The 17,446-nt window shown below is 42.7% G+C and carries 19 protein-coding genes; 11 read left to right on the plus strand and 8 right to left on the minus strand.

Translation table 11 applies throughout. The features are described 5' to 3' along the window. The first annotated feature begins 68 nt into the window (after nucleotides 1–68). From fabK to JQ843_RS02650, 9 genes are read left to right on the plus strand one after another with little or no spacing between them, the layout of a single operon-like run. Nucleotides 69–1,043, plus strand: coding sequence for an enoyl-[acyl-carrier-protein] reductase FabK (gene fabK / locus JQ843_RS02610; RefSeq protein ID WP_000857446.1), 975 nt, complete (start codon nucleotides 69–71; stop codon nucleotides 1,041–1,043). Next, the gene (gene fabD / locus JQ843_RS02615; protein WP_203212822.1) at nucleotides 1,036–1,959 is read left to right on the plus strand and encodes an ACP S-malonyltransferase; all 924 of its coding nucleotides are present in this window, start codon (nucleotides 1,036–1,038) and stop codon (nucleotides 1,957–1,959) included. The genes fabK and fabD overlap by 8 nt, the downstream gene beginning before the upstream one ends. Nucleotides 1,960–1,999: 40 nt before the next feature. Continuing rightward, nucleotides 2,000–2,731, plus strand: coding sequence for a 3-oxoacyl-[acyl-carrier-protein] reductase (gene fabG, locus JQ843_RS02620; protein ID WP_203212823.1), 732 nt, complete (start codon nucleotides 2,000–2,002; stop codon nucleotides 2,729–2,731). Between the two features lie 21 nt (nucleotides 2,732–2,752). Beyond that, entirely contained in the window at nucleotides 2,753–3,988 is a 1,236-nt protein-coding gene (gene fabF / locus JQ843_RS02625; RefSeq protein WP_203212824.1) for a beta-ketoacyl-ACP synthase II, read from the plus strand. A gap of 2 nt (nucleotides 3,989–3,990) precedes the next feature. Continuing rightward, a complete protein-coding gene (accB, locus tag JQ843_RS02630; RefSeq protein WP_020901590.1) occupies nucleotides 3,991–4,476 on the plus strand; it encodes an acetyl-CoA carboxylase biotin carboxyl carrier protein in 486 nt (161 codons plus the stop codon). Then, nucleotides 4,473–4,895, plus strand: coding sequence for a 3-hydroxyacyl-ACP dehydratase FabZ (gene fabZ, locus JQ843_RS02635; RefSeq protein WP_000565515.1), 423 nt, complete (start codon nucleotides 4,473–4,475; stop codon nucleotides 4,893–4,895). The genes accB and fabZ overlap by 4 nt, the downstream gene beginning before the upstream one ends. 11 nt (nucleotides 4,896–4,906) lie before the next feature. After that, on the plus strand, nucleotides 4,907–6,274 hold the full coding sequence (gene accC / locus JQ843_RS02640; protein ID WP_203212825.1) for an acetyl-CoA carboxylase biotin carboxylase subunit: 1,368 nt from the start codon (nucleotides 4,907–4,909) through the stop codon (nucleotides 6,272–6,274). A 36-nt stretch (nucleotides 6,275–6,310) separates the two neighbouring features. Further along, a complete protein-coding gene (gene accD, locus JQ843_RS02645) occupies nucleotides 6,311–7,177 on the plus strand; it encodes an acetyl-CoA carboxylase, carboxyltransferase subunit beta (RefSeq protein WP_203212826.1) in 867 nt (288 codons plus the stop codon). Continuing rightward, entirely contained in the window at nucleotides 7,174–7,941 is a 768-nt protein-coding gene (locus tag JQ843_RS02650; RefSeq protein WP_203212827.1) for an acetyl-CoA carboxylase carboxyl transferase subunit alpha, read from the plus strand. Before accD ends, JQ843_RS02650 begins: the two co-directional genes overlap by 4 nt. Nucleotides 7,942–8,055: 114 nt before the next feature. On the opposite strand, the gene nusB is transcribed toward JQ843_RS02650, so the two are convergent. The 8 genes from nusB to gatC form a co-directional block, all read right to left on the minus strand. Beyond that, complete coding sequence (gene nusB, locus JQ843_RS02655; RefSeq protein ID WP_000203638.1) at nucleotides 8,056–8,481, minus strand: transcription antitermination factor NusB; 426 nt, start codon at nucleotides 8,479–8,481, stop codon at nucleotides 8,056–8,058. Then, nucleotides 8,474–8,863 carry an Asp23/Gls24 family envelope stress response protein gene (locus JQ843_RS02660; protein ID WP_000510573.1) on the minus strand — a complete coding sequence of 130 codons (390 nt, stop codon included), beginning with the start codon at nucleotides 8,861–8,863 and terminating at the stop codon, nucleotides 8,474–8,476. The genes nusB and JQ843_RS02660 overlap by 8 nt, the downstream gene beginning before the upstream one ends. Nucleotides 8,864–8,884: 21 nt before the next feature. After that, on the minus strand, nucleotides 8,885–9,445 hold the full coding sequence (efp, locus tag JQ843_RS02665; protein ID WP_000568643.1) for an elongation factor P: 561 nt from the start codon (nucleotides 9,443–9,445) through the stop codon (nucleotides 8,885–8,887). Nucleotides 9,446–9,526: 81 nt separating this feature from the next. Then, the gene (locus tag JQ843_RS02670; protein ID WP_203212828.1) at nucleotides 9,527–10,648 is read right to left on the minus strand and encodes an SPFH domain-containing protein; all 1,122 of its coding nucleotides are present in this window, start codon (nucleotides 10,646–10,648) and stop codon (nucleotides 9,527–9,529) included. A gap of 9 nt (nucleotides 10,649–10,657) precedes the next feature. Then, entirely contained in the window at nucleotides 10,658–11,623 is a 966-nt protein-coding gene (locus JQ843_RS02675) for a zinc-ribbon domain-containing transport protein (RefSeq protein WP_203212829.1), read from the minus strand. Between the two features lie 87 nt (nucleotides 11,624–11,710). Then, a complete protein-coding gene (gene gatB / locus JQ843_RS02680) occupies nucleotides 11,711–13,153 on the minus strand; it encodes an Asp-tRNA(Asn)/Glu-tRNA(Gln) amidotransferase subunit GatB (protein ID WP_060627640.1) in 1,443 nt (480 codons plus the stop codon). Next, entirely contained in the window at nucleotides 13,153–14,619 is a 1,467-nt protein-coding gene (gene gatA / locus JQ843_RS02685; protein WP_203212830.1) for an Asp-tRNA(Asn)/Glu-tRNA(Gln) amidotransferase subunit GatA, read from the minus strand. The genes gatB and gatA overlap by 1 nt, the downstream gene beginning before the upstream one ends. Continuing rightward, nucleotides 14,619–14,921 carry an Asp-tRNA(Asn)/Glu-tRNA(Gln) amidotransferase subunit GatC gene (gene gatC / locus JQ843_RS02690; RefSeq protein WP_203212831.1) on the minus strand — a complete coding sequence of 101 codons (303 nt, stop codon included), beginning with the start codon at nucleotides 14,919–14,921 and terminating at the stop codon, nucleotides 14,619–14,621. Before gatC ends, gatA begins: the two co-directional genes overlap by 1 nt. Nucleotides 14,922–15,214: 293 nt before the next feature. Between gatC and JQ843_RS09545 the strand changes: the two genes are divergently transcribed. Continuing rightward, nucleotides 15,215–15,289, plus strand: coding sequence for a hypothetical protein (locus JQ843_RS09545; protein WP_229294538.1), 75 nt, complete (start codon nucleotides 15,215–15,217; stop codon nucleotides 15,287–15,289). A 298-nt stretch (nucleotides 15,290–15,587) separates the two neighbouring features. Further along, the gene (locus JQ843_RS02695) at nucleotides 15,588–17,132 is read left to right on the plus strand and encodes a peptide chain release factor 3 (protein WP_001025437.1); all 1,545 of its coding nucleotides are present in this window, start codon (nucleotides 15,588–15,590) and stop codon (nucleotides 17,130–17,132) included. Nucleotides 17,133–17,446 lie beyond the last annotated feature (314 nt).

A 17,446-nucleotide genomic window follows, 5' to 3' on the forward strand; every position in this document is an offset into this window, starting at 1 on the left:
GCAATAGTTTGATTGTCAAATTATGACGGTATCGAACTATTACGTAAGCAAGAAACGATGGAGGCACTATGAAAACACGTATTACAGAATTATTGAACATTGATTATCCTATTTTCCAAGGAGGAATGGCCTGGGTTGCTGATGGTGATTTGGCAGGAGCTGTTTCCAAGGCTGGAGGACTAGGGATTATCGGTGGGGGGAATGCCCCTAAAGAAGTTGTCAAGGCAAATATTGATAAAATCAAATCATTGACAGATAAACCCTTTGGTGTCAACATCATGCTCTTGTCTCCCTTTGTGGAAGATATTGTAGACCTCGTTATCGAGGAAGGTGTTAAGGTAGTGACAACAGGTGCAGGAAATCCAAGCAAATACATGGAACGTTTCCATGAAGCTGGTATTACGGTTATTCCTGTTGTACCAAGTGTTGCCCTAGCTAAACGCATGGAAAAAATCGGTGCGGATGCCGTTATTGCAGAAGGAATGGAAGCTGGAGGACACATTGGGAAATTAACAACCATGACCTTGGTGCGCCAGGTTGCTGCTGCTGTATCTATTCCTGTTATTGCTGCAGGAGGGATTGCAGATGGTGAAGGTGCTGCGGCTGGCTTTATGCTAGGTGCAGAGGCTGTTCAGGTTGGAACGCGTTTTGTCGTTGCAAAAGAGTCTAATGCCCATCCAAATTATAAGGCCAAGATATTAAAAGCTAGAGATATTGATACTACGATTTCAGCTCAACACTTTGGACATGCTGTTCGTGCTATTAAAAATCAGTTGACTCGTGATTTTGAACAGGCTGAAAAAGATGCCTTTAAACAAGAAAATCCAGATTTAGAAATTTTTGAACAAATGGGAGCAGGTGCTCTAGCCAAAGCGGTTGTTCACGGAGATGTGGATGGTGGATCTGTTATGGCAGGTCAAATTGCAGGGCTTGTTTCCAAAGAAGAAACCGTTGAAGAAATCCTAAAAGATTTGTATTACGGAGCAGCTAAGAAAATTCAAGAAGAAGCCTCTCGTTGGGCAGGAGTTGTAAGAAATGACTAAAACGGCCTTTTTATTTGCTGGCCAAGGTGCCCAGTATCTAGGTATGGGACGGGATCTCTATGAGCACTACCCTATTGTCAAAGAAACGATTGATCAAGCGAGTCAGGTACTCGGTTATGATTTGCGTTATCTCATTGATAGGGAAGAAGCAAAACTTAACCAGACCCGCTATACGCAACCAGCTATTTTAGCGACTTCAGTTGCTATCTATCGTTTATTGCAAGAAAAGGGATATCAGCCTGACATGGTTGCTGGTTTGTCTCTTGGAGAATACTCTGCCTTGGTAGCCAGCGGTGCCTTGGATTTTGAAGATACGGTAGCCTTGGTTGCTAAGCGTGGCGCCTATATGGAAGAAGCGGCTCCTGCTGGCTCTGGCAAGATGGTAGCAGTTCTCAATACGCCAGTAGAGGTCATTGAAGAAGTCTGTCAAAAAGCTTCTGAACTTGGAGTGATCACTCCAGCCAACTATAACACACCTGCACAAATCGTCATTGGTGGAGAAGTGGTTGCAGTTGATCGAGCTGTTGAACTCTTGCAGGAAGCAGGTGCCAAACGCTTGATTCCTCTCAAGGTTTCAGGGCCTTTTCATACCGCTCTCCTTGAGCCTGCTAGCCAGAAACTAGCTGAAACTCTAGCTCAGGTAAGTTTTTCAGATTTCACTTGTCCCCTAGTCGGCAATACAGAAGCTGCAGTTATGAAAAAAGAAGACATTGCTCAACTTTTGACGCGTCAGGTCAAGGAGCCAGTTCGTTTCTATGAAAGTATTGGGGTCATGCAAGAAGCAGGCGTAACCAACTTTATCGAGATTGGTCCGGGGAAAGTCTTGTCAGGCTTTGTGAAAAAAATTGATAAGACAGCTAAATTAGCCAATGTTGAAGATCAGGCTAGCTTGGAAGCCTTGCTAGAAAATAAGTAATCCCTTCTCCCATAAATACAAGAGGAAACAGGAGAAAAGAATGCAACTAAAAAATAAAAATATCTTTATTACAGGTTCGAGTCGTGGAATTGGTCTTGCCATCGCCCACAAGTTTGCTCAAGCAGGAGCCAATATTGTTTTAAACAGTCGTGGGGCAATCTCAGAAGAATTGCTCGCTGAGTTTTCAAACTATGGTGTCAAGGTGGTTCCTATATCAGGAGATGTATCAGATTTTGCAGACGCTAAGCGTATGGTTGAGAAAGCTATTGCAGAGCTGGGTTCAGTAGATGTTTTGGTTAACAATGCAGGAATTACTCAAGATACCCTCATGCTCAAGATGACAGAAGCGGATTTTGAAAAAGTGCTTAAGGTTAACTTAACTGGTGCCTTTAACATGACACAATCAGTCTTGAAACCGATGATAAAAGCTAGAGAAGGTGCTATCATTAATATGTCTAGCGTAGTTGGTTTGATGGGAAATATCGGTCAAGCTAACTATGCAGCTTCTAAGGCTGGTTTGATTGGTTTTACCAAGTCTGTGGCGCGTGAAGTGGCCAATCGCAATATCAGGGTCAATGCTATTGCACCGGGAATGATCGAGTCCGATATGACCGCTGTTTTATCGGACAAGGTAAAAGATGCCATGCTGGCGCAAATTCCTATGAAAGAATTTGGTCAAGCAGAACAGGTTGCAGATTTGACAGTATTTTTAGCAGGCCAAGATTATCTAACTGGTCAAGTGGTTGCCATTGATGGTGGCTTAAGTATGTAGCAGAAGCTAGAGGTAAAAAAGATGAAACTAAATCGCGTAGTAGTAACTGGTTATGGAGTAACATCTCCAATCGGAAATACATCAGAAGAATTTTGGAATAGTTTGACAACTGGAAAAATCGGAATTGGTCCAATTACGAAATTTGATCATAGTGACTTTGATGTGCATAATGCAGCAGAAATTCAAGATTTTCCTTTTGATAAATACTTTGTTAAGAAGGATACCAATCGTTTTGATAACTATTCTTTATATGCCTTGTATGCAGCCCAAGAAGCTGTCAATCATGCCAATCTTGATGTAGAGGCTATTGATAAGGATCGTTTTGGTGTTATCGTTGCCTCAGGGATTGGGGGCATCAAGGAAATAGAAGATCAAATTCTTCGCCTTCATGACAAAGGACCAAAACGTGTGAAACCATTGACCCTTCCAAAGGCCTTACCAAATATGGCTTCAGGAAATGTTGCCATGCGTTTTGGAGCAAATGGTGTTTGTAAATCCATTAATACTGCCTGCGCTTCATCAAATGATGCGATTGGAGATGCCTTCCGCTCGATTAAGTTTGGTTTCCAAGATGTTATGTTGGTAGGTGGTTCAGAAGCTTCTATTACACCTTTTGCTATCGCTGGTTTCCAAGCCCTAACTGCTCTCTCAACTACAGAGGACCCAAGTCGTGCTTCTATCCCATTTGATAAGGACCGCAATGGTTTTGTCATGGGTGAAGGTTCAGGGATGTTGGTTCTTGAAAGTCTTGAACACGCCGAAAAACGTGGGGCTACTATCCTTGCTGAAGTGGTTGGTTACGGTAATACTTGTGATGCCTATCATATGACTTCTCCACATCCAGAAGGTCAGGGAGCTATCAAGGCTATCAAACTAGCCTTGGAAGAAGCTGAGATTTCTCCAGAGCAAGTAGCCTATGTCAATGCTCACGGAACGTCAACTCCTGCTAACGAAAAAGGAGAAAGCGGTGCTATCGTCGCTGTTCTTGGTAAGGAAGTACCTGTATCATCAACCAAATCATTCACAGGCCATTTGCTGGGTGCTGCAGGTGCAGTAGAAGCTATCGTCACAATCGAGGCTATGCGTCATAACTTTGTACCAATGACAGCTGGAACAAGTGAAGTATCAGATTATATCGAAGCCAATGTCGTTTATGGACAAGGCTTGGAGCAAGAAATTCCATACGCTATTTCAAATACCTTTGGTTTTGGTGGCCACAATGCGGTTCTTGCTTTCAAACGTTGGGAGAATAAATAAGTATGAATTTAAACGATATTAAAGACTTGATGGCTCAATTTGACCAGTCAAGTTTGAGAGAATTTTCTTATAAAAATGGGACGGATGAGTTGCAGTTTAGCAAGAATGAAGCGAGACTGGTGTCTGAAGTTGCAGCTCAAGTCGCTCCGGCGCCCATTCTAGCAACACCAAGTCCAGTAGCTCCTACATCTGCTCCAGTAGAAACTGTAGTGGAAGAAACTTCGGCTCCAGCTGAAGCAAGTGTAGTTGCTGAGGGAGATCTTGTAGAGAGCCCACTTGTTGGAGTGGCTTACTTGGCTGCTGGCCCAGATAAACCTGCCTTTGTAACAGTTGGTGATAGTGTTAAAAAAGGTCAAACATTGGTCATTATCGAAGCCATGAAAGTCATGAATGAAATTCCAGCACCTAAGGATGGTGTGGTAACGGAAATTCTCGTTTCTAACGAAGAAATGGTTGAGTTTGGTAAAGGATTGGTACGTATCAAATGATCGATATTCAAGGAATCAAAGAAGCTCTTCCCCACCGTTATCCTATGCTCCTAGTGGACCGTGTATTGGAAGTGAGTGAGGATACTATTGTTGCTATCAAAAATGTGACCATCAATGAGCCTTTCTTTAACGGCCATTTTCCTCAATATCCAGTTATGCCAGGTGTTCTGATTATGGAAGCCTTGGCGCAAACAGCTGGTGTCTTGGAGTTGTCAAAACCTGAAAATAAAGGAAAACTAGTCTTTTACGCTGGTATGGATAAGGTTAAATTCAAGAAGCAAGTTGTACCAGGCGACCAATTGGTTATGACAGCGACTTTTGTAAAACGTCGTGGCACCATAGCTGTGGTTGAAGCAAAGGCTGAAGTGGATGGCAAGCTTGCGGCCAGTGGTACTCTTACCTTTGCAATAGGGAACTAAGGAGGTTCTCCATGTTTCGAAAAATTTTAATTGCCAATCGTGGTGAAATTGCGGTTCGTATTATCCGTGCGGCGCGTGAATTGGGGATTGCAACGGTGGCGGTTTATTCAACTGCTGATAAGGAAGCCCTTCATACGCTTTTGGCAGATGAAGCAGTTTGTATCGGCCCTGGCAAGGCAACAGAGTCTTATCTCAATATCAATGCGGTTCTATCAGCTGCAGTCTTGACTGAGGCAGAAGCCATTCACCCCGGTTTCGGATTTCTCAGTGAAAATTCCAAATTTGCAACCATGTGTGAAGAGGTGGGGATTAAGTTTATCGGTCCATCTGGCCATGTTATGGATATGATGGGGGATAAAATCAATGCGCGTGCTCAGATGATTAAAGCAGGCGTGCCTGTCATTCCAGGTTCAGATGGAGAAGTGCATAACTCTGAGGAAGCTTTGATTGTTGCTGAAAAAATTGGCTACCCTGTTATGCTCAAGGCTTCAGCAGGTGGAGGTGGTAAAGGGATTCGTAAGGTTGAAAAATCAGAGGATCTCGTATCAGCTTTTGAGACCGCCTCTAGTGAAGCCAAGGCCAATTATGGCAATGGTGCCATGTATATTGAACGGGTTATCTATCCAGCTCGTCACATTGAGGTTCAAATCCTAGGAGATGAGTATGGACATGTGATTCACTTGGGGGAACGGGATTGTTCTCTTCAACGGAATAACCAAAAGGTTTTAGAAGAAAGTCCTTCGATTGCAATCGGAAAAACGCTGCGTCATGAAATTGGTGCTGCTGCTGTTCGAGCTGCAGAGTCTGTTGGTTATGAAAATGCAGGGACCATTGAGTTTCTTCTTGATGAAGCCAGTGGCAAATTCTATTTTATGGAAATGAATACACGTGTACAAGTAGAGCATCCAGTAACAGAGTTTGTTTCAGGTGTGGATATCGTTAAGGAACAGATTCGCATTGCGGCAGGTCAGTCTTTGTCTGTTAAGCAAGAAGATATTGTCCTACGCGGTCATGCTATCGAGTGTCGTATCAATGCAGAAAATCCAGCCTTTAACTTTGCTCCAAGTCCAGGTAAGATTACCAATCTCTACCTGCCAAGTGGTGGAGTTGGCTTGCGCGTGGATTCAGCAGTTTATCCAGGTTATACCATTCCACCTTATTATGATAGTATGATTGCTAAAATCATCGTTCACGGTGAAAATCGTTTTGATGCCTTGATGAAAATGCAACGTGCCCTCTATGAACTAGAGATTGAAGGGGTGCAGACCAATGCAGATTTCCAGCTTGACCTCATTTCAGATCGCAATGTCATTGCTGGAGATTATGATACTTCCTTCTTGATGGAAACCTTTTTACCCAAGTATCAAGAAAAAGAATAAAATGACTTCAAGAGTTTAAACCGAAAAGGGGAATCAATGGCTCTATTTAGTAAAAAAGATAAGTATATTCGAATCAATCCCAATCGTTCGGTTAGGGAAAAACCTCAAGCCAAGCCAGAGGTTCCAGATGAATTATTCTCCCAGTGTCCAGGCTGTAAGCATACCATTTATCAGAAGGATCTGGGAAGTGAGCGTATCTGTCCACATTGTAGCTACACCTTTCGTATTTCTGCCCAAGAACGCTTGGCTTTGACGATTGATATGGGAACCTTCAAGGAATTGTTTACAGGGATTGAAAGCAAGGATCCCTTGCATTTCCCTGGTTATCAAAAGAAACTAGCAACCATGCGTGAAAAAACAGGTCTGGATGAAGCCGTTGTGACAGGAACTGCTTTTATTAAAGGTCAGACGGTGGCTCTTGGGATTATGGATTCCAACTTTATCATGGCTTCTATGGGTACGGTAGTAGGTGAAAAAATCACTCGTTTGTTTGAGTATGCGACTGTCGAAAAATTGCCAGTTGTCCTATTCACAGCATCTGGTGGAGCCCGTATGCAGGAAGGAATCATGAGTCTCATGCAGATGGCCAAGATCTCTGCAGCAGTTAAACGGCATTCAAATGCTGGTCTCTTTTATCTGACCATTTTGACAGATCCAACGACAGGTGGTGTGACAGCTTCTTTCGCTATGGAAGGAGATATCATCCTAGCTGAACCACAGAGTTTAGTTGGTTTTGCCGGGCGTCGTGTGATTGAAAATACGGTTCGTGAAAGCTTGCCTGAGGATTTCCAAAAGGCAGAATTCCTATTAGAACATGGCTTTGTGGATGCTATTGTCAAAAGAAGAGACTTACCAGATACGATTGCTAGCCTAGTCAGATTGCATGGAGGGTGTCCTAGATGAATATTGCAAAAATAGTCAGAGAAGCGCGTGAGCAGAGTCGCTTGACGACCTTGGACTTTGCGACAGGCATTTTTGATGAATTTATCCAATTACACGGTGACCGTTCTTTTCGTGATGATGGTGCAGTTGTTGGTGGTATTGGCTGGCTTGGGGACCAAGCTGTAACAGTGGTTGGTATCCAAAAAGGCAAGAGTTTACAAGATAACCTCAAGCGTAATTTTGGACAACCACATCCAGAAGGCTATCGTAAGGCCCTGCGTTTGATGAAACAGGCTGAAAAGTTTGGTCGTCCAGTAGTGACCTTTATCAATACTGCAGGTGCCTATCCTGGTGTGGGAGCGGAAGAACGTGGACAGGGAGAAGCTATTGCTCGCAATCTCATGGAAATGAGTGACCTGAAAGTTCCGATTATCGCCATCATTATAGGTGAAGGTGGTTCAGGTGGAGCTCTGGCTCTAGCGGTCGCAGACCGTGTATGGATGCTGGAAAATTCTATCTATGCCATTCTTAGCCCAGAAGGCTTTGCTTCCATTCTATGGAAGGATGGCACTCGTGCCATGGAAGCGGCAGAACTGATGAAAATCACTTCGCATGAACTGTTAGAAATGGACGTGGTGGATAAGGTGATTTCTGAAGCAGGATTTTCTAGTAAGGAACTGATTAAGAGTGTCAAAAAAGAACTCCAAACGGAGCTAGCTAGACTTTCACAAAAATCGTTAGAAGCGTTGTTGGAAGAGCGTTACCAACGATTTAGAAAATACTAATACCTCAGAATACATAAAAACTAGAACTGGCAGTTAGTTCTAGTTTTTATGTGCTTCTTACCCTGAGCAGAGGGGAAAGTCAAAAGGTGCTTGGAAGACCAAACACCTTTTCGATTATTCATTTTCTTCAGTTACAAATTGACTAAGCAGTCCATTGATAAAACGGGCTGATTTTTGATCTGAAAAATTCTTAGCAAGTTCAATAGCTTCATTGACTGCTACCAGCTGAGGTGTATCAAATGATGTGATTTCAAAGATACCCAAGCGTAGTAAATTTTTTTCGACCAAGGTCAAGCGTTCAACTGTCCAACCTGACTTGAGATGCTGGTTGATTTGTTTATCTAACTCGTCTTTTTGAGCTTGAACGCCAGAAACCAAGTTCAGAAGAAAGGCAGGGATTTGCACATCTGCATCTTCACGGTCATGCGTGTAGGCAAAGTGACAAGCTGTTTCCATATCTGTGCCGAATTCAAGGCTCATAAGAGCTTGAAAAGCGCATTTACGAAGTTCACGTCTAGATTCTAATAATGGACTAGTCATTGAGGAAGTCCTCGTTAAATAGATCTTTCAGCTCAGGTTTTGGTGTTTTATCTGGAACGATTCCTGCAACATGGATGTTAACAGCAGCAAGTTCCACATCAGCCATATCACGGACAGCATCTTTGACTGCTTTTTGAATAGCAAGAGCAACTTTTGGTACCTTCACACCGTACTCAAGGTAGAGATAGATGTCAGCAGTTAGCTCTTCATTGTTTTCTTTTAAGTAGACGCCGCGACCAAGAGAGAGTTTTGATAGGGTATCAGATACGGATTTATTTGAAAATGAGTGGACACCATCAACTTTAGCCGTTGCGATGGCAATGATTTTTTCAAGTACACGTGGAGCGATAACGATTTCGCCAAATTGTTCTTCAATTCCCATAGAATGACCTCTTTCTAGAGATTAGGCACGAGAAACGTAAGTTCCTTCTGCAGTGTTGATGATCAATTTTTGTCCAGCTTCGATGAAGTCTGGAACGTTGACAACAAGTCCAGTTTCCATAGTTGCTGGTTTACCCGAACCTGTAACTGTAGCACCTTTGATAGATGGTTGTGTTTCAGCGACTGTCAATTCAACAGTAGTTGGTACAGTTACACCGATTACTTCAGTTCCGTAGAATTGGATTTTCACATCAGAGTTTTCAAGAATGTAAAGCAATTCATTTTCAACGTTTACGACTGGGATTTCGTATTGGTCGTAAGTTTCAGTGTTCATGAAGTAGGCAGTTTCATCCATTTTATACAAGTATTGAGCTGGGACAGTTTCGATAATAGCTTGTTCGAATTTTTCTTCTGGACGGTAGCTTGTGTCAAATGTAGAACCAGTACGGACATCACGCAATTTCATACGCATGATCGTGTTTCCTTTACCTGGTTTGTGGTGGCTAGCTTCCAAAACGCGGATCAATTTTCCGTCTGCAGTTTCAAATGTCATACCAGCTTTCAATTTGCTTGCTTCAATCATGTTTTTACCTCTTTAATAAATATTGTTACTCTTTATTGTACCATAAAACGCAATAATTCTCAAATATCAGATTAACTTGAGTTAGTTGACAGGTACGATATTTCCTTCTTCATCTTTGGTTACGAGAACATACTTGCCGTCTACCTCGATGTAAAAGTTCTTACTTGCAGTTTGCCCATTATTTTGAATAGGAGCTTGAGTTTGTTGGTTGAGTTGCCCGCCAAGCGTTTGTCCCAGATTCATTCCCATAATTATGTTCATACCATTGCCGTTGCCTTCATTGTTTGCAGCAACGATGAGAGCTTCGTTACGGGCACGACGTTCTTCAATCTCAATCGTATTGTATTTCATAGCGACTAGTTCGCTATCAAGTTTACGAATAATATTCAAGCTTTCTTGGTCATAGCTCAAATCTTCAAGCAGGATGTTGGTTGTTTCAATTCCGTAAAGTCCAGTCCATACCTTGTTAACTTCTTGTTTTGCTAGATCGTTGAAAGTATCTTGATTGGCATTAAGACTATAGATATCAACTCGGTTTTCGTTTGTAAATTTGGCGATTGCAATAGCAATTTTAGGAGAGATATTTTGTCTGAGAGTTCCCTGAGCGATATCTTTCAGGGTAAATGCTCTATGATCTTCAATTTGTTGACTGATGGAGCTGACATAAAATAGGACTGGATCAGCAACTTTGATATCAAACAAGCCGTAGAAACGAATATTGAGCAATTGTTGATAGCGTTCACTGAAATACTCTACGGCGTTTTGAGTACCAAATTTATTACCTGCGATGGGTTGCATACGGATAAAGATGATTTCCTGTTGGGTAATGACTTGACCACCAAAAGAGAAGCGGTTTTTGAAATTTTCCCAAGTACCCTTTATACCACCCTTTTCAAGAAGCCAGGCATTATCTTCAGAACGCCATTCGTGGCTACCAGCTTCTAAGACATCGCCAAGGAAGTTTCCGTTGTTGACAAGAATAGCTACATAACCTTGTGGAACAATGACTACAGAACCATCTGTTAAAAGTCCAGTATTTTGGTTGCTTTGTCTAGAAGTGCCGTCAGGATCTTTTGTAAGAAGTTGTCCTTTAATGGCCAAGGCATCAGCTGTTAGGTTATTTGGAAGAACAATAGCTTCTTTAAATTTGCTATCGTTGAAACTATTAAGCCCTGAAGATAGGGCGGCACGAATAAATCCCATAATTTCCTCCTAATTATAAAGTTCGTCTTCATCCACAACATCGTAGGTATCGAGTACCCATTGGTTTGGACTGCGTGTTAGATCGGCATCGCAATAGTCACATTTACTGATAGCAGAGATTTTCAATGGGGCACCACAGTTTGGACAGTGGTCACTGATGGCTTCATCACTGACATTTAGTTCAGTTTGACTTCCGTGTTTACGGATAAAGTTCATTTGATAAACTGTAAACAAGTCCTCTTGAGGATCACCTTCGATGACACGTTTGCTTTGGTCTTCAATGACATAGTCCCTGAGTGTAGATGACAAGATCACAACAAGGGTATCGTTACCATCAGGATTTTCGTAGAAATCTTTAATGCGAACATTTTCAACATAGACTTTTTCTAAAACATTAGTTGTTTTCGCCCGGATATGATCTTCGAGTTGTATACTATGTTGGGAATAAAGGCTGGTACTTTCAAGAGAGCGAGCCAAATTCCAATCCTTTTTAGTCCAGGCTGCCTGTAACTGAATATAGACTTCTTTAACCCATGAAGCGAAAGCATCGGCATCAAAGTTTGGATCGCCATATTTAACACGACTAGTAGCTAATGTATTGTGTTCAACTCGACGATGGTTTTGGGGATTATATACAGTAGCGCTACTATAGGATTTTTCTGATGAGCTTTGATTACTTTTATTCTTTAGAACTAAGACAACTACGTAAACACCTATTAAAAAGACTACAATTCCGTACAACTCTTGCTCAGAGTAACTCGAACTATAGGAACCGTCTCCAGAACTGTAGCTACTTCTGTAGGAAGAACTACCGCTATTACTGCTACTGGAACGGCTTCGGCTACCATTTGAACTGGAGCTACTACGGCTAGAGCTACCACTTCGAGAATGTCCTACCCCTGCATCGATGGATTGCATCGGTGTAACGAAAAGGAGTAGTAAACAGGTGGTGAGAAGAGTATGTAACTTTTTCATATGTCTCCTAACTATATGAATGCATACTGCAATCCATCAGAACTGCTAATTTTTTAGCAGTCTGGTGTCAGTTATACTTTAAATGAGTTACTCATTTTTCAACTTTGCCAATTCTTGTGCAAGTAGTTTAAGGGCAACTTGTGGGTTGGCTTGGCCTTTGGTTGCTTTCATAAGGAATCCTGTAAAGGCCTTATCTGCGTTTCGTTTGCCTGACTTGAAATCAGCAACAGCCGCTTCGTTATCCGCAAAGACTTGGTGGATAATTGGAATCAAGACAGCTGGATCTGAGATTTGAACCATACCTGCTTTTTCCACGTATTCACGCGCGCCACCGCCATTTTTAGCTAGATGAACAAAGACTTTCTTAGCAATCTTAGAAGAGATAGTACCGTCTTCGATGATGGCAATCATTTCAACCAAGTTTTCTGGTGTCAATTCGATTTGTTCCAGTGTCTTACCTTCAGCGTTCAAGAACTGAGCAACTTCTCCTTGGAGCCAGTTAGAAACTTGTTTAGCATCACCACCGAGAGCCACAGCTTTTTCAAAGAAATCAGAAGTGACTTTGTTTGCGGTCAACTGGCTAGCATCATAGTCTGACAAGCCGAGGTCAGAGACGTAGCGAGCACGGCGTTCTTTTGGAAACTCTGGCAATTCAGTACGCATTTCCTCAATCCACTCGTCTGAAATTTCAAAGAGGGGTAGGTCTGGTTCTGGGAAGTAGCGGTAGTCTGCAGCCCCTTCCTTGACACGCATGAGAATGGTTGCTTTATTAGCTTCATCGTAACGGCGTGTTTCTTGGCGAATTTGACCACCTGAGCGAAGGATTTCAGCTTGACGTTGGACTTCGTATTCAAGACCCTTACGAACGTTTGAGAAGGAGTTGAGGTTTTTCAACTCAGTCTTGGTACCGAATTTTTCTTGACCATAAGGGCGAAGAGAAATATTGGCATCCACACGCATCGAACCTTCTTCCATCTTAACGTCAGAAATGCCAGCGTACTGGATAACTTCCTTGAGGGCTGTTAGGTAAGCATAGGCTTCTTCTGGCGAACGCATGTCAGCTTCAGATACAATCTCAATCAATGGCACCCCTTGGCGGTTGAGGTCAACATAAGAGTAGCCATCTGTACCGTGGGTGTTTTTACCAGCGTCTTCTTCTAGGTGAGCACGTTCGATACCGATTTTCTTAGTCGTACCGTCTTCTAGCTCGACTTCAATCCAGCCATTATAACCGATTGGCTCATCAAACTGAGAAATTTGGTAGGCTTTTGGATTATCAGGGTAGAAGTAGTTCTTGCGGTCAAAGTGCATCTTTTTGTGGATGTCCATGTTGAGGGCAAGAGCAGCCTTGATACCGGCATCGACAACACCTTTATTAAGAACTGGCAGAACTCCTGGGAAAGACCAGTCAATCACGTTAGTGTTGGCATTTTGGTCATTTCCAAAGTGGGCAGACGTAGGTGAGAAGATTTTTGAATTGGTGTTGAGCTCTACGTGGACTTCAAGTCCAATGACTGTTTCAAAGTTCATTAGTTATCACCTCCAAAAATCACGGGTTGTTGTTTGTGGTAGTCTGTTGTCGCCTCAAAAGCAGCAGCAGCTTGGTAAATGGTTTCCTCAGAGTACTTAGGACCGATCAATTGGAGACCGACAGGCAGACCTTGAGAGAATCCAGCAGGAATAGAAATCCCTGGAAGACCTGCCAAGTTGACTGGGATGGTCAAAAGGTCAGCCAAGTACATGGCAACTGGGTCGTGGTTGAGTGAATCCAAGTCATAGGCAACACTTGGAGCAGTTGGACCCAAAATCAAATCGTAATCCGCAAAGACGTTTTCGAAATCTTGAATGATGAGGGTACGAACCTGTCCAGCTTTCTTGTAGTAAGCATCATAGTAACCTGATGAAAGACTGAAAGTACCTAGCATGATACGGCGTTTCACCTCTTCACCGAAACCTTGGCTACGGCTGTTTACATAGATTTCATCAAGGTTTGTCGCATCCTCTGCACGATAGCCGTAACGGATACCGTCAAAGCGTTGCAAGTTTGATGAAGCTTCTGATGAAGCGATGATGTAGTAGACGGCAACACCGTATTTTGAGTGAGGTAGGCTCACTTCTTCAACGATAGCACCCAGTTTTTCAAAGTGCTTAGCAGCGTTCAGAATGGTTTCCTTAACCTCTGGGTCAATTCCTTCACCAAGGTATTCCTTAGGCAAAGCAATTTTCATGCCCTTGATGTCTTGGCCGATTTTTGAAGTAAAGTCGGCAATGCGGACAGGAGCAGAAGTAGAGTCTTTGGCATCTTCGCTTGCAATAGCATTGAGCAAGAAGGCATTTTCCTTAACAGTCGGAGCGAAAGGTCCAATCTGGTCTAATGAACTACCGAAGGCAATGAGACCGAAACGTGAAACTGTTCCGTAGGTTGGTTTGAGACCGACGATCCCATTGAAGGCAGCAGGTTGGCGGATAGATCCACCAGTATCAGAACCAAGTGACAAGCGGACTTGTCCTGAGGCTACAGCTGCAGCAGAACCACTTGATGAACCACCAGGAACCTTGCTGTGGTCCCAAGCGTTTTTAGTGGCACCATAGTGAGAAGTCTCACCTGATCCACCCATGGCAAATTCGTCCATGTTGGTCTTTCCAACGACAATCATGCCTTTTGATTTGGCATTTGAAACAGCTGTCGCATCAAAGATCGGCTCATAGTTGTAGAGCATTTTTGAGGCTGCAGTTGTGAGAATACCGTCTGTAGAGATATTATCTTTAACTGCAAGAGGAATTCCTGAAAGGACATTATCAGCATCGATTCCAGCTTCATCAATGACTTTGGCTTGAGCAAGAGCCTGCTCCTCAGCGATGGTAACAAAAGCGTTGATAGCTGCCTCGCGAGACTTGATGTCTTCAAGCGTAGCTTGGGTTAATTCAGTTGCAGAAATTTCCTTAGAGACAAGGAGATTGTGCAAGTCTTCAATGGTTTTATTGTTAAAAGTCATTAGGCATCTCCTCCATCGTCTAGGATAGCTGGTACCTTGATGTAGTAGTTGTCTTTTTCAGGTACGTTTTTAAATAAGCGATCACGGTCTGTTCCTTCTTCGGCCACATCAGGGCGGAGTACGGTCTTGCGGTCAGCCATAGTCGTAGTAGGTGCGACACCGATTGTGTCAACTTCGCCCAGCAATTCAACCATGTCAACAATCTTAGATAAGGTAGTCGCAAAGGCAGCAGTTTCTTCTTCAGAGAATCTTAATTTTGAAAGATTGGCAACGTGTGTTACCTCTTCTTGCGTAATTTTCATCTTGCATCCTTTCGTGAAATGATGATTTTTAGTCTGTTCTATTTTACCATATTTTCCTATAAATAAGGGAAGGAAAGATGAAAAAAGACAGGTATAGGATGGAGAACGGATTCTGATGATGATTTATTTGAAAAGCGGATTTCAAAGGGGAAAATATATGGTACAATAGTTTAACAGAGAAGTGAAGACGGTGGTTACAAAATCGAAAGGATGGTGATGCTTATGTGCAGAACCTGTAAAATCTTAGTAGAAAGGAGTAACCAGATTTGTCCCCTTTTGAGGCTTTGACACTCATGTTTGTAGCTGGTAACTTTGTTATCACGCTCCTAAGGTTCATCCTTGAATTGGTAAAAGAGACAAAAAAATAGCCGTCCTAACTTTGGCGAGTTAACGAGCTATTTTTTAGTTATGTAATTACAGCCACCGTCTTAAACGGCTCTGTGGGGTGTTGTTGTCGCAACACCTTTTTCTATATTTATTGTAACATTTATTTGAAAAATTGCAAGGGGAATTGTTCTACTTTAGCAGTGTCTGATATAAAATAGAAATTGAAAAAAATGCTAAAATCCGATATAATGGAGTGTTGAAAGGAATGGTAAAATCCAATGTAGAAATCATTCTTAGCTATTGAAACAAGAAAAATAGAGAATCAAAGAAAGAGAACTTATGAATATTCAAGAAGAAATTAAGAAACGTCGTACCTTTGCCATCATCTCCCACCCGGACGCGGGGAAAACAACTATCACTGAGCAGTTGCTCTACTTTGGGGGCGAGATTCGTGAGGCTGGTACCGTAAAAGGAAAGAAAACAGGGACTTTTGCCAAGTCTGACTGGATGGATATCGAGAAGCAACGCGGGATTTCGGTGACTTCATCTGTTATGCAGTTTGACTACGATGGTAAGCGCGTCAACATCCTAGACACCCCAGGGCACGAGGACTTTTCAGAAGATACCTATCGTACCTTGATGGCGGTGGATGCTGCTGTTATGGTCGTGGACTCTGCCAAGGGTATCGAGGCTCAGACTAAGAAATTGTTTGAGGTTGTGAAACACCGTGGCATTCCGGTCTTCACCTTTATGAACAAGCTAGACCGTGATGGACGTGAGCCACTGGACCTCTTGCAAGAATTAGAAGAAGTACTAGGCATTGCGAGTTACCCGATGAACTGGCCAATCGGGATGGGGAAAGCCTTCGAGGGGCTCTATGACCTCTATAACCAACGCTTGGAGCTCTATAAAGGGGATGAGCGTTTTGCTAGTTTAGAAGATGGGGACAAGCTTTTTGGCAGCAACCCTTTCTACGAGCAAGTCAAGGATGATATTGAACTTTTAAATGAAGCTGGGAATGAGTTTTCAGAGGAAGCTATTCTGGCTGGAGAATTGACACCAGTCTTCTTCGGTTCAGCTTTGACAAACTTTGGTGTGCAAACATTCCTTGAAACTTTTCTCAAGTTTGCTCCAGAGCCACATGGACATAAGAAAACAGACGGAGAAATTGTTGATCCTTACGATAAGGACTTCTCAGGATTTGTCTTTAAAATCCAAGCCAACATGGACCCTCGACACCGTGACCGTATTGCCTTTGTACGTATCGTATCGGGTGAATTTGAACGTGGCATGAGTGTCAACTTGCCTCGTACTGGTAAGGGTGCTAAACTGTCTAATGTTACCCAGTTTATGGCTGAAAGTCGTGAGAATGTGACCAATGCCGTGGCAGGAGATATCATCGGGGTTTACGATACAGGAACTTATCAGGTTGGGGATACATTGACAGTTGGAAAAAACAAATTTGAATTTGAACCACTGCCAACCTTCACTCCTGAAATTTTTATGAAAGTGTCTGCTAAGAATGTCATGAAGCAGAAATCCTTCCACAAGGGGATTGAGCAACTGGTGCAAGAAGGTGCTATTCAGCTTTATAAGAATTACCAAACAGGCGAGTACATGCTGGGAGCTGTTGGTCAACTCCAGTTTGAAGTCTTTAAACACCGCATGGAAGGCGAGTACAATGCGGAAGTAGTCATGAGCCCAATGGGTAAAAAGACCGTTCGTTGGATCAAGCCTGAGGACTTGGATGAACGAATGTCATCAAGTCGAAATATCTTGGCTAAAGACCGTTTTGACCAACCAGTCTTCCTCTTTGAAAATGACTTTGCCCTCCGCTGGTTTGCGGATAAGTATCCAGACGTAGAGTTGGAAGAGAAGATGTGACTCAGTACCAACAATTGGAACTAAAGTTCCTAATTGTTGGACGCTAGTCGCTATTTGGCGAATTAGCTAACTGCCTCACTAACTGAGTTTTACAAATGGAATCGATTTGTAAAACTCAGTGTCGTAATCTAATAATAGGTAACCGCTATGGCGGCTTACCTAAACGCTTCACTAGGAAAAATCCACGAATGGTATCGATTCGTGGACTTTTCCGTCGTAGATAGAAAAGGGTAACTGCCTTACTAACTCCGTTTGCAAATAGACTCGATTTGCAAAACTTCGTGTAGTGGATAATAATACTGCAAAGTTTGCAG

This window comes from Streptococcus mitis, assembly GCF_905187495.1.
Lineage (GTDB): Bacteria > Bacillota > Bacilli > Lactobacillales > Streptococcaceae > Streptococcus > Streptococcus mitis_CU.